Source organism: Paenibacillus sp. FSL E2-0151, from assembly GCF_037993015.1.
Classification (GTDB): Bacteria; Bacillota; Bacilli; order Paenibacillales; family Paenibacillaceae; genus Paenibacillus; species Paenibacillus amylolyticus.
Genome location: NZ_CP150308.1, coordinates 5,502,560 through 5,526,013 on the forward strand (window position 1 = coordinate 5,502,560; position 23,454 = coordinate 5,526,013).

At 47.8% G+C, this 23,454-nt stretch carries 16 protein-coding genes, 9 tRNA genes and 3 rRNA genes; all 28 read right to left on the reverse strand.

Features of this window, described 5'->3' with window-relative positions; genetic code table 11:
- Window positions 1–30: 30 nt before the first annotated feature.
- A complete protein-coding gene (gene queA, locus MHI55_RS24455) occupies window positions 31–1,059 on the reverse strand; it encodes a tRNA preQ1(34) S-adenosylmethionine ribosyltransferase-isomerase QueA (protein WP_036616870.1) in 1,029 nt (342 codons plus the stop codon).
- A 6-nt stretch (window positions 1,060–1,065) separates the two neighbouring features.
- On the reverse strand, window positions 1,066–3,153 hold the full coding sequence (locus MHI55_RS24460) for a SpoIID/LytB domain-containing protein (RefSeq protein WP_340387344.1): 2,088 nt from the start codon (window positions 3,151–3,153) through the stop codon (window positions 1,066–1,068).
- Between the two features lie 99 nt (window positions 3,154–3,252).
- A complete protein-coding gene (gene ruvB, locus MHI55_RS24465) occupies window positions 3,253–4,263 on the reverse strand; it encodes a Holliday junction branch migration DNA helicase RuvB (protein ID WP_036616868.1) in 1,011 nt (336 codons plus the stop codon).
- 55 nt (window positions 4,264–4,318) lie between these two features.
- Window positions 4,319–4,933, reverse strand: a complete 615-nt coding sequence (gene ruvA / locus MHI55_RS24470; RefSeq protein ID WP_340387345.1) for a Holliday junction branch migration protein RuvA — start codon at window positions 4,931–4,933, stop codon at window positions 4,319–4,321.
- Entirely contained in the window at window positions 4,930–5,433 is a 504-nt protein-coding gene (gene ruvC, locus MHI55_RS24475) for a crossover junction endodeoxyribonuclease RuvC (protein ID WP_076252971.1), read from the reverse strand. The genes ruvA and ruvC overlap by 4 nt, the downstream gene beginning before the upstream one ends.
- A gap of 305 nt (window positions 5,434–5,738) precedes the next feature.
- Window positions 5,739–6,431 carry a BofC C-terminal domain-containing protein gene (locus tag MHI55_RS24480; RefSeq protein WP_340387347.1) on the reverse strand — a complete coding sequence of 231 codons (693 nt, stop codon included), beginning with the start codon at window positions 6,429–6,431 and terminating at the stop codon, window positions 5,739–5,741.
- A gap of 202 nt (window positions 6,432–6,633) precedes the next feature.
- A tRNA-Pro gene (locus MHI55_RS24485) sits at window positions 6,634–6,707 on the reverse strand.
- Window positions 6,708–6,714: 7 nt separating this feature from the next.
- Window positions 6,715–6,793: transfer RNA gene (locus MHI55_RS24490), tRNA-Leu, on the reverse strand.
- 16 nt (window positions 6,794–6,809) lie between these two features.
- Window positions 6,810–6,886 (reverse strand) — tRNA-Arg (locus MHI55_RS24495).
- A gap of 6 nt (window positions 6,887–6,892) precedes the next feature.
- A tRNA-Gly gene (locus MHI55_RS24500) sits at window positions 6,893–6,967 on the reverse strand.
- A gap of 23 nt (window positions 6,968–6,990) precedes the next feature.
- Window positions 6,991–7,068, reverse strand: a tRNA-Asp gene (locus MHI55_RS24505).
- A 27-nt stretch (window positions 7,069–7,095) separates the two neighbouring features.
- Window positions 7,096–7,169 (reverse strand) — tRNA-Met (locus tag MHI55_RS24510).
- A gap of 18 nt (window positions 7,170–7,187) precedes the next feature.
- Window positions 7,188–7,263, reverse strand: a tRNA-Val gene (locus MHI55_RS24515).
- A gap of 7 nt (window positions 7,264–7,270) precedes the next feature.
- Window positions 7,271–7,342 (reverse strand) — tRNA-Glu (locus tag MHI55_RS24520).
- Between the two features lie 4 nt (window positions 7,343–7,346).
- A tRNA-Asn gene (locus MHI55_RS24525) sits at window positions 7,347–7,422 on the reverse strand.
- Between the two features lie 83 nt (window positions 7,423–7,505).
- Window positions 7,506–7,622, reverse strand: a 5S ribosomal RNA gene (rrf, locus tag MHI55_RS24530).
- A 79-nt stretch (window positions 7,623–7,701) separates the two neighbouring features.
- A 23S ribosomal RNA gene (locus MHI55_RS24535) occupies window positions 7,702–10,627 on the reverse strand.
- 311 nt (window positions 10,628–10,938) lie between these two features.
- Window positions 10,939–12,491, reverse strand: a 16S ribosomal RNA gene (locus MHI55_RS24540).
- Together the 16S, 23S and 5S rRNA genes with 9 tRNA genes alongside form the textbook arrangement of a ribosomal RNA operon.
- Window positions 12,492–13,037: 546 nt before the next feature.
- Complete coding sequence (locus tag MHI55_RS24545; protein WP_101314287.1) at window positions 13,038–14,660, reverse strand: LysM domain-containing protein; 1,623 nt, start codon at window positions 14,658–14,660, stop codon at window positions 13,038–13,040.
- A 195-nt stretch (window positions 14,661–14,855) separates the two neighbouring features.
- Window positions 14,856–15,740: a branched-chain-amino-acid transaminase gene (gene ilvE, locus MHI55_RS24550; protein ID WP_017692630.1), complete on the reverse strand. Its 885-nt coding sequence runs from the start codon at window positions 15,738–15,740 to the stop codon at window positions 14,856–14,858.
- A gap of 148 nt (window positions 15,741–15,888) precedes the next feature.
- The gene (pheA, locus tag MHI55_RS24555) at window positions 15,889–16,761 is read right to left on the reverse strand and encodes a prephenate dehydratase (RefSeq protein WP_074096239.1); all 873 of its coding nucleotides are present in this window, start codon (window positions 16,759–16,761) and stop codon (window positions 15,889–15,891) included.
- On the reverse strand, window positions 16,758–17,726 hold the full coding sequence (thrB, locus tag MHI55_RS24560) for a homoserine kinase (protein WP_074096240.1): 969 nt from the start codon (window positions 17,724–17,726) through the stop codon (window positions 16,758–16,760). The genes pheA and thrB overlap by 4 nt, the downstream gene beginning before the upstream one ends.
- Window positions 17,723–18,793 carry a threonine synthase gene (thrC, locus tag MHI55_RS24565; RefSeq protein WP_036605915.1) on the reverse strand — a complete coding sequence of 357 codons (1,071 nt, stop codon included), beginning with the start codon at window positions 18,791–18,793 and terminating at the stop codon, window positions 17,723–17,725. The genes thrB and thrC overlap by 4 nt, the downstream gene beginning before the upstream one ends.
- A gap of 116 nt (window positions 18,794–18,909) precedes the next feature.
- Window positions 18,910–20,196: a homoserine dehydrogenase gene (locus tag MHI55_RS24570; protein ID WP_036605914.1), complete on the reverse strand. Its 1,287-nt coding sequence runs from the start codon at window positions 20,194–20,196 to the stop codon at window positions 18,910–18,912.
- Between the two features lie 58 nt (window positions 20,197–20,254).
- On the reverse strand, window positions 20,255–20,692 hold the full coding sequence (locus tag MHI55_RS24575; protein ID WP_017692625.1) for an ACT domain-containing protein: 438 nt from the start codon (window positions 20,690–20,692) through the stop codon (window positions 20,255–20,257).
- A gap of 229 nt (window positions 20,693–20,921) precedes the next feature.
- Window positions 20,922–22,232 (reverse strand): GTPase ObgE, encoded by a 1,311-nt coding sequence (gene obgE, locus MHI55_RS24580; RefSeq protein ID WP_036673545.1) that lies wholly within the window; start codon window positions 22,230–22,232, stop codon window positions 20,922–20,924.
- A gap of 17 nt (window positions 22,233–22,249) precedes the next feature.
- Window positions 22,250–23,047: a Spo0B domain-containing protein gene (locus tag MHI55_RS24585; RefSeq protein ID WP_235193928.1), complete on the reverse strand. Its 798-nt coding sequence runs from the start codon at window positions 23,045–23,047 to the stop codon at window positions 22,250–22,252.
- Window positions 23,048–23,137: 90 nt separating this feature from the next.
- On the reverse strand, window positions 23,138–23,449 hold the full coding sequence (gene rpmA, locus MHI55_RS24590; RefSeq protein ID WP_017692622.1) for a 50S ribosomal protein L27: 312 nt from the start codon (window positions 23,447–23,449) through the stop codon (window positions 23,138–23,140).
- Window positions 23,450–23,454 lie beyond the last annotated feature (5 nt).

Here is a 23,454-nt window from a genome sequence, read left to right on the forward strand (position 1 = left end):
TTAATCATCCTCTAAAAGTTAATCGTTATACTAATATATCAACATGGCATCGCCGAAGCTGAAGAACCGGTATTTCTCTTGGATGGCTTCCTCATATGCCTGCATAATATGTTCCCTGCCTGCTAGTGCACTAACCAACATAACCAACGTGGATTTCGGGAGATGAAAATTCGTAAGCATCCCATCGATCACTTTGAAGGAATAGCCCGGATAGATGAAAATGCTGGTCCATCCGCTGCTCGCTTGCAGTATTCCATTTTCAAATTTGCTGCCTACCGTTTCCAAAGTCCGACAGCTCGTTGTCCCAACCGCAAAAACACGGTGTCCATTCGTTTTAGTCTGGTTAATCAGATCTGCCGTTTCTTGTGACAAGGAGTAATACTCCTCATGCATAACATGATCTTCAACAACGTCAACCGACATTGGTCTGAATGTTCCCAGTCCTACATGAAGCGTGATGAAGGCCACATTAACACCTTTGGCACGAATCTGATCCAACAATTCATCCGTAAAGTGCAGTCCCGCTGTAGGTGCAGCCGCCGACCCTTCATGCTTGGCGTACACGGTCTGATACCGTTCGCGGTCATCCAATGTCTCCTTGATATAAGGTGGCAACGGCATCTCACCCAGACGGTCCAAAATCTCTTGGAAGATTCCATCATACGTAAAAGTAAGTGTACGTGCCCCCATCTCGCCCTCTTCTTCAATGATTGCCTTCAATTCCTCACCAAATACGATGACCGAACCGGCTTTCAGCTTTTTACCCGGCTTAACCAGTGCTTCCCACTTGTCGCCTTCCACATTTTTGAGCAATAACACTTCCGCTTTTGCTCCGGTATCTTCTTTTGTACCGAACAGACGGGCTGGTAGAACACGTGTATCATTCAGAATTAATGTATCACCGGGATTCAGAAAATCGATAATATCGGGAAACGTTTGATGATTAATCTCACCACTATCTTTGTTCAAGGTAAGCAAACGGGATGCCGTGCGATCAAGCAACGGCGTCTGTGCTATCAATTGCTCTGGTAATTCAAAATCATATAAGTTCACATTCATTTAGTTTCATTCCTTAACAATAGTCGCATTTTGATAATAGTGTTTCAATATTGCCTGGTAATCATACCCTTCATCTGCCATGCCTTTGGCTCCCCATTGGGACAAGCCCAATCCGTGGCCATTGCCCTGACCGATGAACATGAAGGTCTGACCCTGCGTCACCGCTCTCGCTTGACCATCACCACTCATAACCACAAGTGCATTACCGGATGATGTTCCTGCGCCAGAAGAAGACAATACAGAGGCACCATTTGAGCCGGTTTTACTGGCTGTTTTGCCGTCAGCGCCTAATACAGTATAACTTCCGGTCCCTGCAATATCAAATAAAGTGCTCGGTAATCCACCGAGCGCAGAGCGGTATGTATCGGCATATTTCACCGTCATAGCCTGTCCGTTGGCAGTGACTTCAAGTGCTCTTCCGGAAGGTCCACGCTTGGTCACTTCCAAGGTTGAGATTGAAGCAGGAACAGACGCTGTTGTTTTACCCTGAAGGGATTTAACCAACTGGGCAGACGTGAAAGGTCCTCTCACCCAAGCATAATCGTTGGATTGAGCTACTTTTGCCAGTACAACAGCTTCGTTGCCTGGATTCATTTTGGCTACAGGTTCAACGGTGGATTGAATTAACGGAACGGCACGCACATTGGTATTCTGAGCCGTTACCGTCACTTTTGCCAGTCCCGCATTGGTCTTGGTCGTTAATTCTTTGATGTTGTCCTCACGAATGTACCCGCTAACGCCTGTATCCAGCAGCACATGGTACCACGTATGTAATCCTGCCTGAGCTGATGTATCTCCTGAGCTAACCACATTGGTGAACACACCTGCTCCGCCGTTCCATACTTCAGAAGGATGAGCCGTCTGGCCGCCAGCATTAGAGGAGAATACAGCTTCGATGATTTTCCCACCGCTCTTGACCACTTCTCCAGCAGTTGCATCCACTGCACTGGTTACTTTATCGTTCTCCGAACCAATCCCGTTGTAGGCTTGGCTGAGCGTTGTATCCACGACATTCGCAATTTTGAAACGTTCACCCTGTTGAAGCGCGTAAGATCGAGCAGCTACGGCTTGAACTTTCAGAGCTTCAGCAGGCCAGGAGGAATACACCTCTGCCCCTACGACAGAGTACAGGTATTGCTCCAGTGGAACGACGTTGACCAACGCCAGATCACCACTTACGATGCTGATTTCCATATCTCCACGATACGTTCGCTGGGAACGTTCCACTACTTTGATACCATTGCCATTCCCTTGTACCAATGCTTTGGATTCAGTACCTGCAATGGTGTAATGCGGAGCTGTTTTGAGTGCATCCGTACTTAATCCTGCATCCTGGCGGATGATGAGCCCTGCATTAGTGTTGACAGGTGAAAGGCTTACCCCCGGAGCTTTGGCTTCCACACCGTTCTTCAATGCGGTTAATTCCGCATCCGTTGAAGCTTCACCCACCCATACCGCGTATGCTTGGCTTCCACCACTCAGTTGAAGGACTGGATAGACACTACTAACTCCTGTTGATAAAAGGATGGCTTGTGCTGCCTCTGCTTCCTGAATCGAACCATAGGTTCCAGCAGACAGGCGTTTACTTCCCGTTACAGCTGGCTTTTGACCAGCCAATTGAGCTGCTACTACCTTTTGTACTCGTGTAACAGCTTGTCCTGCCAGTGCCTCCGTTGCATAGTTGCCTGTGTAGAGCTGGTAAATGGCATTTCCATTCACAGACGTTGTGAACAGCAACGGTTTATCTGCGGTTGCCTGCAACAATTTTGTTGCTGCAGATGCTGCCTTAAAGTCCGCTGTTTCCAACACCTTTACTCGGAATCCATCTGCACTGAAACGGACTTGTCCTGCCGGAAGGTTTACATTTGCGCCGCTCTCCGATTGGATGCTCCATTGTCCTGTCGATTCAAGCGTGATGAGTGGTGTAGTTGATTTATACGTACTGCCCAGATTCGCAAACATGGCTACCCGGATCGTCTGTCCATCATTTGCTGCTGCATACGCAGGCACTTGCAAACAACCCACTGTCAAAAGAGCTGCCGCCAGTACCTTCAATCGACGACTCCACTTCTTCGTTCGTATTGCTTTTCCCACAATCAGACTCCTCTCCATGCATTTCTTTCATTTTATATCGGGTTAACACGTGATTATTTCAAGGTTTATGGTGAACGTTCACATGTTCAACAGATTCGATTATTTCCCATCTCTTGGTGGAACAGGAAGACCCAAATGATGATAGGCGAGATCTGTTACGATCCTGCCCCTTGGTGTACGCTGAATCATACCAATCTGAAGCAGATACGGTTCATAGACATCCTCGATCGTCTGACTTTCTTCACCGATTGTAGCAGCAATTGTATCCAATCCTACGGGACCTCCCCGGAAGCTGTTGATCATAGATTTGAGCATCTTATGATCAATGTCATCCAGGCCACGCGGATCAATCTGGAGACGTTGCAGCGCTTCTTCCGCCAGTGTCTGCGTTATAATCCCATCACCACGCACCTGTGCAAAGTCGCGTACTCGTTTTAACAAACGGTTCGCGATCCTCGGTGTCCCACGTGAGCGCAATGCAATCTCTTGCGCAGCATCTCCCACAATCTCCACACCCAAAATTTCGGTAGAGCGTGAGACGATATAAGCCAGCTCATCAACCGTATAGAATTCCAATCGACTGATAACACCAAATCGATCTCGAAGTGGAGCAGACAGCAAGCCAGCACGCGTTGTAGCCCCAATCAGAGTGAATGGTGGCAGATCCAGCCGAACGGAACGTGCACTTGGACCTTTACCAATCATAATATCCAATGCAGAATCTTCCATAGCAGGGTACATGACTTCTTCAACTGTACGATGCAAACGATGAATCTCATCAATAAACAGGACATCGCCTTCCTGCAGATTGGTTAACAATGCTGCAAGATCACCCGGGCGTTCAATGGCCGGGCCTGACGTAGTTCGTAAATTAACGCCCAATTCATTGGCAATAATGTTGGCAAGTGTTGTTTTACCAAGTCCAGGTGGTCCATATAACAAAACGTGATCCAATGCCTCATTACGAAATTTAGCAGCTTCAATATATATCTTTAAATTTTCCTTCACCTGATTCTGCCCGATATATTCATTCAGATACCGGGGACGAAGACTCAACTCAACATTTTGGTCCTCCATCATCAGGTTCGCAGAAATAATCCGGTCATCCATGTTCATCCCTACCTTTTTTTGCAGGCTACAGCTATATTATAATATGCAATTTGTATTATCCCGTAAACAGCATTTGCAGCGCCTTTTTCATCAACACATCAACGGAATCTGCTGTAGTAACATCCTTTTTCAATTTGAGCCATACTTTATCAAGCTCACTGTCAGTATACCCAAGTGCCTTGAGACCTTCACTTGCCTCATCCCAGGCTGAACCACTTCCCGACTCTTCCGATGGAGGAGCGAACAACCCTGTTGCATACGCTGCCGCCCCAAAACTATCCAGCTTATCCTTGAGATCCAGAATCATGCGTTGTGCAGTCTTCTTGCCGATGCCTGGCAATTTGGTCAAGAACGTAAGATTCTCCTGATAAATCGCCGTAACCACATGTTCTGGTGTACCTCCAGCGAGTATGCCCAGAGCTACTTTTGGACCAATACCGGATACTTCAATCAGTTTACGGAACAAACGCTGCTCATCCCGTGTAACAAATCCAAACAGCAACATCGCATCCTCACGCACATGATGGTGAGTGTACACGGTAATTTCGCCTTCTTGCTTCGCAAACACAAATGGATTTGGACAGAATACGCGATAACCTACACCATGAACATCCAGCACAATATAATCATTCTCTACATGAATGAACTGTCCTCTTAGAAAATCAATCATTTTCGCAATACCTCATTCAACTTGGAATTTAATGTATAAGAGTGTGCGTGGCACACGGCTACAGCCAATGCATCCGCTACGTCATCTGGTTTAGGAATGACCTGAAGACGCAAAAACATTTTGACCATCTCCTGTACTTGCTTCTTCTCTGCTTTACCGTACCCCACAACAGCCTGCTTGATCTGCATTGGCGTATACTCTGCAATAGGCAAACCCTTCTGTGCGGCAGCGAGTACCATAACGCCTCTCGCCTGACTGACAGACATTGCTGTTGTAACGTTCCGATTGAAAAAAAGTTTCTCCAGCGCTACTGCGTCCGGTTTGTATTTATCAATCAATTGCACCATACCTTCATATACATGAAGCAACCGTTCCTCTTCAGGGGTATGAGCTTCCGTCTGAATACATCCATATTGTACGGGTACCACCTTACTGCCGATTTTATCCACAAAACCAAAACCAACAATCGCAATCCCCGGGTCAATTCCCAAAAAACGCAAAACCATCTCTCCCTCACAAAAGCGAACATATGTATCGTTCATTTCATTATAACAAAAGATAGACCCTGCGGCAGGAAAAACTTTGTCTAACTGATTACTCGTCTTTATTCGTGAATTTTTTACATGTTTATACGTATTTTCATGTATTTCAGTTCAAACGACAAAAAGGACATCTCTTCGATGTCCTTCATCACATTCCACGTATTTTAGATTCAATCGCTTGGGTACGTAAACCACCAATGTTATTGCTGCCACCATCGTTTCAGTACTTCACAATTTTAATACCGTAGGTGAGGACGTTTGGATTACCCGCCATTACGGATTAAATGATGGTCTTCATCCACGGCATAGTCACTGAACGTAGAGATCACGCTATCATACTCATCCTTGTCTTGAATCCGAATACCCTGTTGCAATTGCTCCAGTACGCCTTCAGGCAAAGAACTTTCCAACGTTCCAACATCCAATTGAAAGAACGTACGAATAACCTTCTCTTCTGCAGGCTTACCCTCGTACAAATTAAGGTTCCCTACAGCATCTATACTGATATAAGCCTGTTGTTTACAAAGCGGTGAAAGGTCATCTACACGTTGCTTCAAATGCAACTCATCTGATGTTCCAACGGTAGCATCCCATTCCGGATGTTGAGCCAGCAGCATCTTCAACTGTGGTCTAGCCATCTTGCCTAACTGCTCTGTTTCCACTCCGCAGATGTACTGTGTCTCCAAAACCACACTTGTTAAATGATCCGGATCAGAATCAAGTTGCTCTACTAACGCCTGAATCTCCTGTTCAGATCTTGCTTCCTGCGTAACAGGGCCCATCACACTCGTTGCCTCACTAAAATTAGTTGTCAGCAAACGCTCTATCGCCGATGAGATAGACAACCCGCTGTAAGCCAATATCGTAACTGCAAGCAGAGCCGCCGTCATCCATACTGTTCGTTTCCACCGTCTCCAGCGTCTCTTGAATTGTTTTCTGAAGTTAAACGTGTTCACATGAACCCCTTCTATCACTTTTTAAACCTATTGTGACCTAAAGATTGAGGCTTTATGCACAATTAACTTGTTGTCTGAAGAAGGAACACGCATGTGTTAGCTTAGAGAATTTGTCATAGTTAATATCGAACCTGCATTTATAAAATCTTATATAGATAAATATAAAAAAACACTATCTAATTATAGATAGTGTTTTTAGAGATCGGGATGACACGATTTGAACATGCGACCCCCTGGTCCCAAACCAGGTGCTCTACCAAGCTGAGCTACATCCCGTTATATATACCGGCGAGAGGACTCGAACCTCCACGGTTTCCCACTCGATTTTGAGTCGAGCGCGTCTGCCATTCCGCCACGCCGGCAAATTTGAAGTTATAATGGCGCGCCCTGAGAGATTCGAACTCCCGGCCTTTTGATTCGTAGTCAAACGCTCTATCCAGCTGAGCTAAGGGCGCAAATATTGGAGCGGAAGACGGGAATCGAACCCGCGACCCTCGCCTTGGCAAGGCGATGCTCTACCGCTGAGCCACTTCCGCACACGGTATTATTAATATAAAAATGGCGGAACCGACGGGATTCGAACCCGCGATCTCCTGCGTGACAGGCAGGCATGTTAGGCCAACTACACCACGGTTCCAGATCACTTTCTCAAAGGAAAGTATAATTGCGGGGGCAGGATTTGAACCTGCGGCCTTCGGGTTATGAGCCCGACGAGCTACCGGGCTGCTCCACCCCGCGTCGTTATAAAAGTTTATATGGTGGAGGCTGAGGGGATCGAACCCCCGACCCTCTGCTTGTAAGGCAGATGCTCTCCCAGCTGAGCTAAGCCTCCATCTATATGACCCGTAGGGGATTCGAACCCCTGTTACCTCCGTGAAAGGGAGGTGTCTTAACCCCTTGACCAACGGGCCTTAATGGCTCCCCGAACAGGGCTCGAACCTGTGACAACTCGATTAACAGTCGAGTGCTCTACCAACTGAGCTATCAGGGAATATATGCATTTGCAGTGCAAATGCAATTCATCGTACAACATCAACATGCAGAGCCTGTTTTCTATGTATGATGAAAGAGTTCGCTTGGCGGCGTCCTACTCTCCCAGGACCCTGCGGTCCAAGTACCATCGGCGCTAGAGGGCTTAACGGTCGTGTTCGGGATGGGTACGTGTGGAACCCCTCCGCCATCGCCACCAAACGCATAGCTTAGCTTACATTTCAGAGATCGTTCTCTGAAAACTAGATTCGAAACGAAACATGCGAATTACAACTTGCTATTGGATAAGCCCTCGACCGATTAGTACTGGTCAGCTCCATGCATTGCTGCACTTCCACCCCCAGCCTATCTACCTCGTCGTCTTCAAGGGGTCTTACATACTGGGAAATCTCATCTTGAGGGGGGCTTCACGCTTAGATGCTTTCAGCGTTTATCCCGTCCGTACATAGCTACCCAGCGGTGCTCCTGGCGGAACAACTGGTACACCAGCGGTACGTCCATCCCGGTCCTCTCGTACTAAGGACAGCTCCTCTCAAATTTCCTACGCCCACGACAGATAGGGACCGAACTGTCTCACGACGTTCTGAACCCAGCTCGCGTACCGCTTTAATGGGCGAACAGCCCAACCCTTGGGACCTACTTCAGCCCCAGGATGCGATGAGCCGACATCGAGGTGCCAAACCTCCCCGTCGATGTGGACTCTTGGGGGAGATAAGCCTGTTATCCCCAGGGTAGCTTTTATCCGTTGAGCGATGGCCCTTCCATGCGGTACCACCGGATCACTAAGCCCGACTTTCGTCCCTGCTCGACTTGTAGGTCTCGCAGTCAAGCTCCCTTATGCCTTTGCACTCTTCGAATGATTTCCAACCATTCTGAGGGAACCTTTGGGCGCCTCCGTTACTCTTTAGGAGGCGACCGCCCCAGTCAAACTGCCCACCTGACACTGTCCCCGCACCGGATTACGGTACCAGGTTAGAACCTAGATACGATCAGGGTGGTATCCCAACGTTGCCTCCACGCAAGCTGGCGCTCACGTTTCAAAGGCTCCCACCTATCCTGTACAGATCGTACCCAAATTCAATATCAAGCTGCAGTAAAGCTCCATGGGGTCTTTCCGTCTTGTCGCGGGTAACCTGCATCTTCACAGGTATTAAAATTTCACCGGATCTCTCGTTGAGACAGCGCCCAAGTCGTTACGCCATTCGTGCGGGTCAGAATTTACCTGACAAGGAATTTCGCTACCTTAGGACCGTTATAGTTACGGCCGCCGTTTACTGGGGCTTCGGTTCACAGCTTCGGATTGCTCCTAACCACTCCCCTTAACCTTCCAGCACCGGGCAGGCGTCAGCCCGTATACTTCGCCTTACGGCTTCGCACAGACCTGTGTTTTTGCTAAACAGTCGCTTGGGCCTTTTCACTGCGGCCCCCTCGTGCTATTCACACTACCGGGGCACCCCTTCTCCCGAAGTTACGGGGTCATTTTGCCGAGTTCCTTAACGAGAGTTCTTCCGCGCGCCTTAGAATACTCTTCTCGCCTACCTGTGTCGGTTTGCGGTACGGGCACCATCACCTGGCTAGAGGCTTTTCTTGGCAGTGTGAGATCATGACCTTCGCTACTACAATTTTCGCTCCCCATCACAGCTCAGCCTTACAATGTGCGGATTTGCCTACACATCAGCCTCACTGCTTAGACGGACATCCATCAGTCCGCGTCACTACCCTACTGCGTCCCCCCATTGCTCATAACGGCTTACGGTGGTACAGGAATTTCGACCTGTTGTCCTTCGACTACGCCTTTCGGCCTCGCCTTAGGTCCCGACTTACCCTGAGCGGACGAGCCTTCCTCAGGAACCCTTAGGCTTTCGGCGGATCAGATTCTCACTGATCTTTTCGTTACTCATACCGGCATTCTCACTTGTATAATGTCCAGCGCTCCTTACGGTACACCTTCAACCCTTATACAACGCTCCCCTACCCCTGATGCAAAGCATCAAGCCATAGCTTCGGTGGTGTGTTTAGCCCCGTTACATTTTCGGCGCAGAGTCACTCGACCAGTGAGCTATTACGCACTCTTTCAATGATGGCTGCTTCTAAGCCAACATCCTGGTTGTCTGTGCAACTCCACATCCTTTCCCACTTAACACACACTTGGGGACCTTAGCTGATGGTCTGGGCTGTTTCCCTTTTGACAATGGATCTTAGCACTCACTGTCTGACTCCCGGAAGTAAGTCTATGGCATTCGGAGTTTGACTGAGCTTGGTAACCCTTGCGGGCCCCGCACCCAATCAGTGCTCTACCTCCACGACTCTGTTTTCCGAGGCTAGCCCTAAAGCTATTTCGGGGAGAACCAGCTATCTCCGAGTTCGATTGGAATTTCTCCGCTACCCCCACCTCATCCCCGCATTTTTCAACATGCGTGGGTTCGGGCCTCCAGTGCGTGTTACCGCACCTTCACCCTGGACAGGGGTAGATCACCCGGTTTCGGGTCTACGTCCACGTACTACATCGCCCTATTCAGACTCGCTTTCGCTGCGGCTCCGGCTCTTCACCTTAACCTTGCACGGGAACGTAACTCGCCGGTTCATTCTACAAAAGGCACGCCATCACCCCTAAAACGGGCTCTGACTTTTTGTAAGCACACGGTTTCAGGTTCTATTTCACTCCCCTTCCGGGGTGCTTTTCACCTTTCCCTCACGGTACTGCTTCACTATCGGTCGCTAGGAAGTATTTAGCCTTGGCAGATGGTCCTGCCGGATTCATACGGGGTTTCACGTGCCCCGCACTACTCGGGATCCGTCTCGGAGGGAACCAACTTTCAACTACAGGGCTTTTACCTTCTTTGGCGGGCCTTTCCAGACCTCTTCGCTTAACCGGTTCCTTTGTAACTCCATGTGAGACGTCCCACAACCCCAAAGAGCAAGCTCTTTGGTTTGGGCTTCTCCGCGTTCGCTCGCCGCTACTGACGGAATCACTATTGTTTTCTCTTCCTCAGGGTACTTAGATGTTTCAGTTCCCCTGGTATGCCTCACACTAACCTATGTATTCAGTTAGGTGTAACTGGAAATTACCCCAGCTGGGTTTCCCCATTCGGACACCCCCGGATCAAAGCTTGCTTACAGCTCCCCGAGGCAGTTTCGTTGTTCGCCACGTCCTTCATCGGCTCCTAGCGCCTAGGCATCCTCCGTGTGCTCTTAGTAGCTTAACCATTTTGTTCCGGTTTCGGTCGCTCGCTTCCCTTGTTTTGCTTGCGCAAAGCCAAAAGTCGCTCTCACCCGATACCATCACAAAAGCAATTTGACTACCGTTTTTATTGAAACTTGTTTAACACAAGTTCAGCTAAAAAGGAATGTTCTAATTCGCGTTTGTTTCGTTTCGATATCTAGTTTTCAAAGAACAAGCTCCATGCAAAAGCAAGCTGTTTGAGAGTTTGAGCTCTCAAAACTGAGCAACGAGTGAGTGTTTTGCAGCTAAGCTGCATATTTGAATGTTTCCGTTGCAGGAAACGATTCTCCATAGAAAGGAGGTGATCCAGCCGCACCTTCCGATACGGCTACCTTGTTACGACTTCACCCCAATCATCTATCCCACCTTCGGCGGCTGGCTCCTTGCGGTTACCCCACCGACTTCGGGTGTTATAAACTCTCGTGGTGTGACGGGCGGTGTGTACAAGACCCGGGAACGTATTCACCGCGGCATGCTGATCCGCGATTACTAGCAATTCCGACTTCATGCAGGCGAGTTGCAGCCTGCAATCCGAACTGAGACCGGCTTTGTTGGGATTGGCTCCATCTCGCGATTTCGCAGCCCGTTGTACCGGCCATTGTAGTACGTGTGTAGCCCAGGTCATAAGGGGCATGATGATTTGACGTCATCCCCACCTTCCTCCGGTTTGTCACCGGCAGTCTATCTAGAGTGCCCACCCGAAGTGCTGGCAACTAAATATAAGGGTTGCGCTCGTTGCGGGACTTAACCCAACATCTCACGACACGAGCTGACGACAACCATGCACCACCTGTCTCCTCTGTCCCGAAGGAAAGATACATCTCTGCATCGATCAGAGGGATGTCAAGACCTGGTAAGGTTCTTCGCGTTGCTTCGAATTAAACCACATACTCCACTGCTTGTGCGGGTCCCCGTCAATTCCTTTGAGTTTCAGTCTTGCGACCGTACTCCCCAGGCGGAGTGCTTAATGTGTTAACTTCGGCACCAAGGGTATCGAAACCCCTAACACCTAGCACTCATCGTTTACGGCGTGGACTACCAGGGTATCTAATCCTGTTTGCTCCCCACGCTTTCGCGCCTCAGCGTCAGTTACAGCCCAGAGAGTCGCCTTCGCCACTGGTGTTCCTCCACATATCTACGCATTTCACCGCTACACGTGGAATTCCACTCTCCTCTTCTGCACTCAAGTCACCCAGTTTCCAGTGCGATCCGGGGTTGAGCCCCGGGATTAAACACCAGACTTAAATGACCGCCTGCGCGCGCTTTACGCCCAATAATTCCGGACAACGCTTGCCCCCTACGTATTACCGCGGCTGCTGGCACGTAGTTAGCCGGGGCTTTCTTCTCAGGTACCGTCACCTTGAGAGCAGTTACTCTCCCAAGCGTTCTTCCCTGGCAACAGAGCTTTACGATCCGAAAACCTTCATCACTCACGCGGCATTGCTCCGTCAGGCTTTCGCCCATTGCGGAAGATTCCCTACTGCTGCCTCCCGTAGGAGTCTGGGCCGTGTCTCAGTCCCAGTGTGGCCGATCACCCTCTCAGGTCGGCTACGCATCGTCGCCTTGGTGAGCCGTTACCTCACCAACTAGCTAATGCGCCGCAGGCCCATCCCCAAGTGACAGATTGCTCCGTCTTTCCAGTTTCCTTCAGGCGAAGAAAACAATTATTCGGTATTAGCTACCGTTTCCGGTAGTTGTCCCAAACTTGAGGGCAGGTTGCCTACGTGTTACTCACCCGTCCGCCGCTAAGTATCAAGGAAGCAAGCTTCCTATCAACTCCGCTCGACTTGCATGTATTAGGCATGCCGCCAGCGTTCGTCCTGAGCCAGGATCAAACTCTCCAATAAAGTATTGAAAAGAGCGATAAGCTCATTTTGAATCTGACGAGATTAAAAATCTCATTTGTGCTCCAGTCGATCCAGGCCAAGGCTTGTCTCAAACTTTCGCGTTCATTCTGCAAGCAGAATGTTAACTCACTCGTTGTTCAGTTTTCAAAGATCAAACTTGTTTTGTTATCTTTTGTGTTTCCCGTGTCAGCACTGCGTTTCAGCGGCGACTTAAATAATATATCATACGGCTGAATGTAATGCAACAGTTTTTTTCATTTCTTTTCTTTAGTAGTTTTACATTAGCTAAAGCTATCATATCTGTACCCTATCTTGTCCTATCATATTAGGTCATGCTCATAGGGTACAAATATTTTAACACATTTATGAAAGGGTTTACAATAACTTCTTAATAAAATGCTTTCTATTATTTCCTGAGCAACTATATCTCCGTTATGTGCAACTCAATGTTTACTCAGGTAAGCGGGAAGCCAGCTCTCTATTACAGAGCTGGCTTCCCGCTTATATAACAGGCACCTCACTTATTCATCAATCGCAATCTCCAGGTTAGTTCTGTATCCATGGATTACGACGCTTTTTATCGGATTTCCGTTGGCTGGAAGTAGCTGCACCCTCTCTGGACGGTTTCCCGGACACGGACACCTTGGATTTATTCTTCAGAGGAGCCTTGCTTGTTCTGCGCTTTGCAGCGGCCGGCTTATTCCCCGCTTGCTTAGACTTCCCTTCCGAATCTGATCCAACCTCTTCAATTGCTACCTGACTTAAGTTAGCGTCTTCACGCCCCCCTTTTTTTCCACCCTTCCCTTGCCCCTGAGGAGGATACATTTCACCAAATGCTCCAAGCGGGGACGGGGGAACCATGTTCTGAGTAGGGTACGGATTCTGATAAGCATACTCAATAGGCTGGTTTGGCATCGTTGATGTGGACATTTCAGGCGGCATACCGTACGAAGGACCATACATATTCCAAGCCGGATCCTGATAACCAGGAGAAGGATAAGTATACTGAGGCATATGTGTATGTGAGCCACATCCGCATGGAGGGTACGGAAGCATTGAGTATGGAGATATGAAAGGCGGCTGATGATTCATATGACTAGGTGCTACATACGTTGGGAATGGACTATTCACTTCGCCAGCTGGCGCAATCGGAAATGAGTTGTTTTGCATTTCTGCGGACAGATTCGGCATAACGTTATTGTGGTTATAACCCTGCTCCGCGCCAGTCCACGGACTGTTAGGCAGATCACTGCCACCATAAGGACTAACTTCCGGAATCCCTGGAAACGACGCATTGTTACTCGCTCCAGCCGTGTACATGTCTTGCTGAGCACCATACACCTCTTGTACAGGAACCGGGATTTGAACATAAGGGTGCTCGGCTGGCGCATGATGCAACTTATTACCACAACCACAAGGCTTTTTCGTTGCTGGTGCAACCTCAGTTGGAGACTTTGTGTTAGGCATTACAGGCAAAGGCATAATTTCAGGCGAAAGATTAGGCATTGTGTATTTCTTGGATTCTGCTACCGGTTTTACATAAACTTCGGGTTTAACCTCTTCTTTTTTATGCGTTTCCTTTTCGGGTTTCACTTCAGGAAGCTCCGGTAACTGCGGCAGTACCTCCAGTTCAGGCTTCACATTCGGCTTCTCCGTATTGGCTGGTGGTGGAGCAGGGACCGGAACAGGAACCTCTGCTACCGGAGCAGGGGGAGTTGGCGCTACTGGAGTCGGTTGTTCCGGTTCTTTGACTCCCGTGTATTCCTTACCTTCAGGTGACAACTTTTCATGAGCAGCAATGTTGCCGGCACCCGAATTAGATGTGCTGTTTCCTTGTGCGTGCATAGATGGAATATAAACTGTCTCCCCCACCAGCAGAGCGTTCGGATTTTTCAACTGTGGATTGGCATTGACCATATCTTTTAAAGGAACTCCCCAGGCTTGTGCCAACTTCCATAACGAATCTCCTTGCTGTACCTTGTGACTGTGGAGCACACCCTCCGGTTTCGGTGTTACTGGCTCTGCAGGGATTTTAACCTTCATGCCAATATCCAACTTGTCGGGATTTGTGATTTGCGGATTAGCCGCGATCAATTTGTCCAGCGCTACATTGTATTTTTGGGACAGCAGATATAATGTGTCGCCTTTTTTCACCATGTGTATTTTCACAGGGAACTAACCTCCTAGACGTCATACTTGGGCAGTACATTCGCCCATACCGTTACTACATCCTATGCAGAAACCGGGCTAATGACATCAACTAAACAAAAAAAATCCTCCTGTCTCTAAAATCCCCATATACCAGGTATGCAGAATTTTATCGGACAAGGAGGATTCCTGTTCCCTATGTTATGCAATTCTAACTTAAGATTCCCACACTTTATATCCATCTTTGTCAACAATCTGACGGAATGCTTCCAGCAGTCTCAGCGTTACCGGACCTGCTACTCCCGTGCCAATTGTTCTTCCATCGACTTCATATGCAGCGATAACTTCTGCAGCTGTCCCGGTGAAAAAGACTTCGTCTGCGATATACACATCATGCAGGGTGAATGGCACTTCTTTTAATTCAAGCTCCAGTTCGCCACATAGATCGATAATCGCTTGACGTGTAATCCCTTCAAGTGCTCCGAGATAACAAGGCGGCGTGTACACTACACCATTTTTGATGATGAAGATGTTATCACTTGAACCCTCAGTTACGTAACCTTGGGAATTCAGCATAATTGCTTCACCAGCACCTGAATAGTTAGACTGGATTTTAACCAGGATGTTATTCAGATAGTTTAACGATTTAATTTTTGGATTCAACGCGTCTGGGATGTTCCGGCGTTGGGATACCGACACGGCTTTCAATCCAGTAAGATACGCTTCCTCCGGATAGATCGCCAATTGCTCCACGATGATGATTACGGATGCCTTAGGGCAACGTAACGGGTCCAACCCCAGATTACCAGGGCCACGCGATACAATAAGACGAATATAACCATTACGCATATCATTGCGGCGCACCGTTTCAGCCATGACTTCCAGCATCTCATCAATGGACAGCGGAATGTTCAAACTAATGGATTTTGCCGAATCATACAAACGATCCAAGTGGGCCTTACATCTGAAAATATTTCCGTTATAGATCCGAATACCTTCGAAAATCCCGTCTCCATACAAAAATCCATGATCATACACTGAAACGGTTGCGTTCTCCTTGGTCACATACTGACCATCCAAATAGATCCATTGTTCTGCCACTGATGACTGCACCTCCATAAAATATCCATTCCCTGTACTCCGAAACGTTATTAACCCGTCCATTGTACACCAAATGACAAGCCATTACTCGCTCATTCTACCCCGACTTATGACAACCTTCTAACATTCCCAAACACCATCAGGTCAATTATCTCGAAGGATATGTATAACAAGGATAGCTACCCAGAACGCGCACCTGACAATTCAATGCTTCAATCTCTGCCATGGCTGCGGTAAGCAATACCGAATCGACCGTTTCCACAACATCAATGTAAAAATAGTAACTGCCCAATCGTTTCTTCGTTGGACGAGATTCGAGACGGGTCAAGTTCAGCTTCCGCCATGCAAAAGCCGACAATACCTGATGCAATGCACCCGGTGCATCTTCTGGCAACGTCACCAGCAAGCTGGTTTTTACATGATCGGGTTCACGTGGAATGTTCACAGGTTCATGGCCAATGAGCACAAAACGGGTGTAGTTGTTGTCATGATCTGTAACCCGTTCAGCCATAATGTCCAAGCCATGCTTCTGAGCAGCAAGCTTTGTACCGATCGCCACCCAGCCCTTACCTGGATTTTTTTTCACAATTTCTACAGCTTCGGCTGTACTGTTCACACCTTCAAGATCCGCCCCGGGTGAATGCAGCCGAATAAAATTCTGACACTGCGGAATAGCCACAGGGTGAGACATAATCTTGGTAATTCTACCAAAGTCATACTCGCCACTCTCTGTCTTAAATTCCGAGCCATGTCCAATCACATTCTGGATGGATGGGTATACCCACTCCGCTTGCATTGGAATATCCACTTCATTTACAAGCCAGTCCATATGAAGACTAACGGAACCCTCAATGGTATTTTCAATCGGAATGACACTGTATTGTGCATTCCCGCTATCCGTTGCTCTAAACACATCCGAAATCAGCTTGGAATGAAGCAAATCTAATGGTTCCCCGTTGAAAAGGAAATCAATTGCCTCATGAGAGACTGAGCCTTCAGGTAATACTGCAATTCGTTTCATGCATTAACTTCCCCTTTGATTCTGTCCAGAAAAGGACGTTCGTCTTGATCAGGCAGCACGGTTACACCGTCCAAATCCGGATCGAGCCACAGTGCAGAAGCAGATATGCCCTCCCGCTCCATAGTGTCCAGCAAATATTGTTCCAATCCCGCTTTCCGGGTGTCATGACGATCTACCAAAGTCAATACGGTCGGGCCAGCTCCGCTCAGGGCAGCTCCCAACGCTCCATGATCAACAGCATGTTCTAATATCTCAGCCATGCCTGGCACCAATGATGCCCGATATGGTTGGTGAATTCGATCTGACATCGCCTTCTGAATCATATCCAGTCGTCCACTCGCCAAAGCGGCAACGAGCAGTGAGGATCTGCTAATGTTATGCACCACATCAGACATGCCAAATTGCTCTGGAATTACATTCCTTGCTTTTGAAGTAGACAGCTGGAATTCAGGTACAATAACCAAAGCCTGCAGATCCTGGTGTGGTTCAATACGTATATGATCTACCTGTTGACCATTCCATGCAGCCGTAATAATACCGCCATACAGAGATGCTCCCACATTATCAGGATGCTTCTCGAGGGATGTGGCCATATCCAGAAGCTTCGCATCGGATAAAGGAGCACCAATTAATGCATTCGCTGCTGCCAATGCACCAACGATGGCTGATGCACTGCTCCCGAGTCCCCGCGTAAGCGGAATATCGGAATACATGGAAATCTCCAATTCAGGGATGGATACCCCAGCTTCATTGAATACCATCTGTGCCACTTCGTAAATCAAATTCGATTTATCTGTTGGCAGACCTGTCAAATGATTGCCGTGAAGATGAAATGACGTCTGCTCGGCAGGTTTCATTTCCAACCAGGCATACAAAGACAATGCCATGCCCAGGGTATCAAACCCCGGACCGAGATTGGCTGTGCTTGCAGGTATTTTTACGGTTACCTTTTCACGCAAACTCATACAGATTGCTGCTCCAGTTGTGCAATAGCCGCCATTACTGCTTCTTCCGTATCTTCAACAACAAGTGGCTCAGTCGCTACTGTTTTGATCGCAATATTAGGATCTTTCAGGCCATTACCTGTCAGTACACAAACTACAGTCTCTCCGCCTTTAAAGTACCCTTCACTCTTCAGTTTGTATACACCGGCAAGGGAAGCCGCAGAAGCAGGTTCAGCAAAAATCCCTTCCCGAGAAGCAAGTGTACGATACGCTGTCAGGATTTGTTCATCCGTTACATAGTTGATCTGTCCACCAGATTCCTCAGCTGCAGCTACTGCCGTTTTCCAGCTCGCCGGATTACCGATTCGAATTGCTGTTGCTACCGTTTCAGGTTCAAGGATCGGCTCACCTTTGACAATGGCCATCGCACCTTCTGCTTCGAAACCAACCATACGTGGAAGCGTGTTGGACTTGCCTGCCTCTTTATATTCTTTGAAGCCTTTCCAATAAGCCGAGATATTACCCGCATTACCGACTGGAATAGCCAGAACGTCAGGCGCTTCGCCAAGTTGTTCAATTACTTCAAACGCTGCTGTCTTCTGTCCTTCAATCCGGAACGGATTCACAGAGTTTACAAGCGTGATCGGATGTTTGGCTGTGATCTCACGCACAATCTCCAGTGCACGGTCAAAGTTACCATTAATCGCGATCACCTTAGCTCCATAGATCATGGCTTGGGCCAGTTTACCCAGTGCAATGTTATTATTCGGGATCAGTACGATACAATTAAGGCCACCACGTGCGGCGTAGGCCGCTGCAGCTGCTGACGTATTACCTGTGGATGCACACATGATCGTACGGCTGCCCTCTTCCATAGCTTTGGCAACAGCCATAACCATACCGCGGTCTTTGAAAGATCCCGTAGGGTTCAAACCTTCATACTTAAAATAAACATTCAAACCGAGTTCCTCAGACAGATTCTCTGCATGAATCAACGGTGTATTTCCTTCCTGAAGCGTAAGCAGGGGTGTATTTTCATTAACTGGAAGGTGCTCTCTGTACGTTTGCAAAAGTCCTTGATATCTCATTTTGGGTAAACTCCTTTATGTTTTAATAATCTGAAATGATGACCTGTTGAAACCGGATATGATTAACTTGTACGTTATAACTGAAATAATTGAGATGCCATATGGGATAAGGACAATTATCCTTCGACCCGGTAAACACTCTTAATGCGGCGAATGACGCTGAGTGATTCAAAATGTTTTAACACTTTATCCATGCTTGCCTTACTTGCATTATGTGTAACGATAATGATCTCGGCATCCGGGTTGTGCTCATTCGGCTGTTGAACAACCGACGCCAGACTGACATCATATTCTGCGAAAATTTGTGTGATTTGTGCCAATACACCGGCTTTGTCGTCTACGTGTAGTAAAATAAAGTTTTTCGACACGATCTGCTCGTCGCTTTGCAGTCGCTTAATCTTATAAGGCACAATTGCTTTGAGACCGTTCACGCCAAGTTTAAGGTTTTTGGTAACCGCCACAATGTCAGCTACAACCGAAGTTGCCGTTGGGAGTTCTCCCGCACCCGCACCGTAGAACATCGTCTCCCCTACAGCTTCACCGTGTACATATACTGCGTTGAACACACCGTTGACTGAAGCAATTGGGTGATTCTGTCTAACCATTGTCGGCTGAACGCTGATCGTGATCTCATCGCCAATACGGTCCGCAATACCAAGTAACTTCATCTCATAGCCCAATCTTTTGGCATACATAATGTCTTCACGAGTTACGGAGGATATCCCTTTAACGGTTACATCCTTCAACTCCACATTGGTGCGGAAACCGAGTGTACTCAAGATCGCCATTTTGCGAGCTGCGTCAAGTCCCTCCACATCGGAAGTTGGATCCGATTCGGCATATCCCAGAGCCTGTGCTTCAGCCAGTACTTCTTCATAGGATGCACCTTCCTGACTCATTTTGGTCAGAATAAAGTTCGTTGTTCCGTTCACAATCCCCATAATGCGGGTAATCCGATCAGAAGAGAAACCTTCAATCAGCGTACGAATGATCGGAATCCCTCCAGCAACACTCGCCTCATAGAACACGTCACATTGTTTTTCCTGTGCCTTCGCCAAAATCTCTGTACCATGCAGTGCCATGAGATCTTTGTTTGCTGTTACGATATGTTTCCCACGTTCCAACGCTTCAAGAATATACTCCTTCGTCTGATCAATGCCGCCCATGACTTCAACGATGACATCAATATCCGGATGACGAATGACTTCCCAAGGATCTTCCGTAAGCTTGGCACGGTCTACAGCAATAACACGTTCTTTCTCTGTATTTTTCACTGCGATTTTCTCGATGATAATCGGCGACCCAACCTGACTGCTCAGATCCTCCTGATTCCCTTCCACAATGCGAACGACTCCCGTTCCGACAGTTCCCAGACCCAACAATCCGACTTTTACCGGTTTCACTAACGATCTACCCCCTAATGTCTATTCTTGTCCGTCAGTCCTGTATGTTAAAGCCTAATTACCCTTGACCTACAATACGTGTACGTCTTACTCCAGGCATATCTTGCATTCGATCCAGCATTTCACCAATTTCGCCATGAAGATGTGTCGTTTCCACCGAAATGACAACATTGGCTCTTCCTTGAAGCGGGATACTCTGATTAATCGTGAGTACGTTAGCTCCATAACCAGCTACATGTCCAAGCACACGAGACAAGATCCCCGACTGATGCTCCAGATCAATGGAGATCGTTACAATTCTCTCGCGCTCAAGCTGGTTGATCAGATGAATTCCATCTTTGTACTTGTAAAAGGCACTCCGGCTTAATCCGACCTGTTCAACCGCCTCATGCACTGTTTTAACATCACCAGAAGCCAGTAGTTCTTTTACCTGCATGGTCTTCACCACAGCCTCTGGTAAAATATCTTCCCGTACTAAGTAATAGCGTTCGTTCACAGAACGTCCTCTCCTCAAAGACTCATGTATTCATATAGTGGACATTATATAGGATCTATGACAAAAGGGCAATACATGACACGCCTATTTTTTGAAATACGTTCCTCACAGTATACAAGTTTATCCCTCTCCCATGTCAGGAAAAAACAAAAAAAACGCAGAGTTGCGGGTCAACTTCCCACTTCTCTGCGTTGCTATATCAATCTGTCTCTCCACGGAAGACGGCTACTTAGTAGTAACTGCTGCCTTCCACGAATTCGAATTCAAAGTCTCCAATACGAACGATGGTGCCTTCTACAGCTCCGCGCTTACGCAACTCAGCATCCACACCCATATAACGCAGTGTACGTGCGAGTTTCAGTATAGCCTCGTGCGAGTTCAGTTGCATCCGTTTCATCATGCGGTCAATCTTGGCACTTTCGACAACGAACATTTCATTCTCACGCACAATTTTGAAACCATCGTCTTCTTTTTTGTCCAGACTGTATACTTTACGTTCAGATACATCTGCTACCTCTTCAACCACTCGCTCGTCTGGAGCCTGATCCAGCAGATCAGCTGCACGATACAGAAGTTCTTGAATCCCTTTACGAGTCAAGGATGAAATTGGCATCACTTCAATATCAGGTTGCACTTCACGAACTTGCTGTAAAAATTGCTCCAGGTTCGCTTCAGAGTCTGGCATATCCATCTTGTTAGCTGCTACAACTTGCGTTCTCTCGGCGAGAAGCGGATTGTACAACTTCAATTCGTCATTGATTTTCTGCCAGTCTTCAAAAGGATCGCGTCCTTCCGAACCCGACATATCTACGACATGAACAATAATACGAGTACGCTCGACATGACGCAGGAACTCATGTCCCAGTCCGACTCCTTCATGCGCACCTTCAATCAGTCCAGGCAGATCAGCCATGACAAAGCTTCGGCCTTCTCCTACACCGACTACACCCAGATTCGGTGTAATGGTTGTGAAATGGTATGCCCCGATCTTTGGCTTGGCTGACGAAACGACAGAAAGCAATGTGGATTTCCCAACACTCGGGAAACCAACCAGACCAACATCTGCCATCACTTTCAGTTCGAGTACGATGTAACGCTCTTGTCCTTCTTCACCGTTCTCAGCAAGTTCAGGTGCAGGATTGTTCGGTGTAGCAAATCGGATGTTACCTCGTCCGCCCCGACCACCACGAGCAATAACAACCTGTTGACCGTGACGTGTCATATCCGCCAGTACTTCTCCACTGTCTTCATCCAAGATGATAGTTCCTGGTGGAATGCGCACAATCATGTTCTCCGCGTTTGCACCGTGCTGACTTTTGTTACGTCCCTTCTCACCACGTGGGGCCTTAAAGTGACGCTGGTAACGAAAATCCATCAACGTACGCAAACCTTCATCCACGCGGAAAATGATGTCAGCTCCTCTGCCTCCATCGCCCCCGGCAGGTCCGCCGTTTGGTACATACTTCTCACGACGGAACGAAATAATTCCGTCCCCTCCATCTCCGGCTTTTACATAAATCTTCGCTTTATCTACAAACATTGGTTAACCCCTTCTTCCTATATTCCACACGGCATTCTGAATTGTATAAACGTATCCTCAGACGGAAACTGCTCCGTTCTGACTTTTTTTCCTTTGAGTACGGCAGTAAGCTGCCGCAGTGTTTCCGGATCGGGTGTTTGATCCCCATCCAGTCGGACAACCACATCTCCATGGTCCTGTCCGAAGTTTAAGGTCAGTTTGCGAACCTCTCCCCAAGAAGACCGGCCGCCGCCATATTGATAGGCCCTGATTGCATCAGCAATCGCCCCGGTAAGTGACTCGCCATCCTCGGGAGAGACCAGAGCACTAAGCTGCAACTCATCTTCTATTTCCACATGCAAGTCCAGCGCAATTCCACTGGCACGAAAAGACTGAAGATAAAATACGAGGGAAGGAATACCTAATCTGGAGATTCGGCTTTCTTCTGTAACCCGCTCTTTTATTCTTTCCACACATTGCAAGGATTTATCAAGTTTGCCCAGTCGAAGATATCCATATAACACCTGAAGGTCGTTCATCCAGTCGTGTCGATGATGATTTAATGAAGCAATTGCTGTTTTTTCCATGGATTGTATGATGGCTCTGCGTTCCGCCTCCGCCTGTTTCTTCATCGCATTCACAGAAATGAGCAATACTGCGACGGACCACAATGCGCACACGACGCTTGAGATCATCGCCGGATACAACATAACGAAAACCAAAGGAATCAGAAGTGAACATGCCGCAATCCACGGCACTCTTTTCCAAGATTTCATGGCTTCTCCCCGTTCTACAAAACTCGGTTGGTCTACACCCACCGTAACCAAGTATAACATGTCTCTTCTGCCAGTTCATTATCGAATAACCGTTGAATACAAAAAACCTTCGGCAAAAATGCCGAAGGCTCCTTAGGCGGAATGCCGATATTACGCTTCTACTGCTGCTGCTACAGGAGCAACATTAACAGGATAGATGCTTACTTTTTTGCGATCGCGTCCCCAACGTTCGAATTTTACAACGCCGTCGATTTTCGCGAACAAAGTGTCATCTTTACCGATGCCAACGTTAGTTCCTGGGTGAATTTTCGTTCCGCGTTGGCGAACGAGAATGCTACCACCAGTTACAGTTTGACCATCAGCACGTTTAACACCCAGACGTTGAGCATTACTGTCACGTCCGTTCTTCGTGGAACCTACACCTTTTTTCGATGCGAATAACTGAAGATTTAATTTCAACATGATTG

Excerpts from the sequence above, each read along its gene's own strand:
- queA (WP_036616870.1), bottom strand. The coding sequence starts at position 1,059 with ATGAATGTGAACTTATATGATTTTGAATTACCAGAGCAATTGATAGCA.
- ruvB (WP_036616868.1), bottom strand. The coding sequence starts at position 4,263 with ATGGATGACCGGATTATTTCTGCGAACCTGATGATGGAGGACCAAAAT.
- ruvA (WP_340387345.1), bottom strand. The coding sequence starts at position 4,933 with ATGATTGATTTTCTAAGAGGACAGTTCATTCATGTAGAGAATGATTAT.
- pheA (WP_074096239.1), bottom strand. The coding sequence starts at position 16,761 with ATGAAACGAATTGCAGTATTACCTGAAGGCTCAGTCTCTCATGAGGCA.
- thrB (WP_074096240.1), bottom strand. The coding sequence starts at position 17,726 with ATGAGTTTGCGTGAAAAGGTAACCGTAAAAATACCTGCAAGCACAGCC.
- thrC (WP_036605915.1), bottom strand. The coding sequence starts at position 18,793 with ATGAGATATCAAGGACTTTTGCAAACGTACAGAGAGCACCTTCCAGTT.
- obgE (WP_036673545.1), bottom strand. The coding sequence starts at position 22,232 with ATGTTTGTAGATAAAGCGAAGATTTATGTAAAAGCCGGAGATGGAGGG.
- MHI55_RS24585 (WP_235193928.1), bottom strand. The coding sequence starts at position 23,047 with ATGTTATACTTGGTTACGGTGGGTGTAGACCAACCGAGTTTTGTAGAA.
- rpmA (WP_017692622.1), bottom strand. The coding sequence starts at position 23,449 with ATGTTGAAATTAAATCTTCAGTTATTCGCATCGAAAAAAGGTGTAGGT.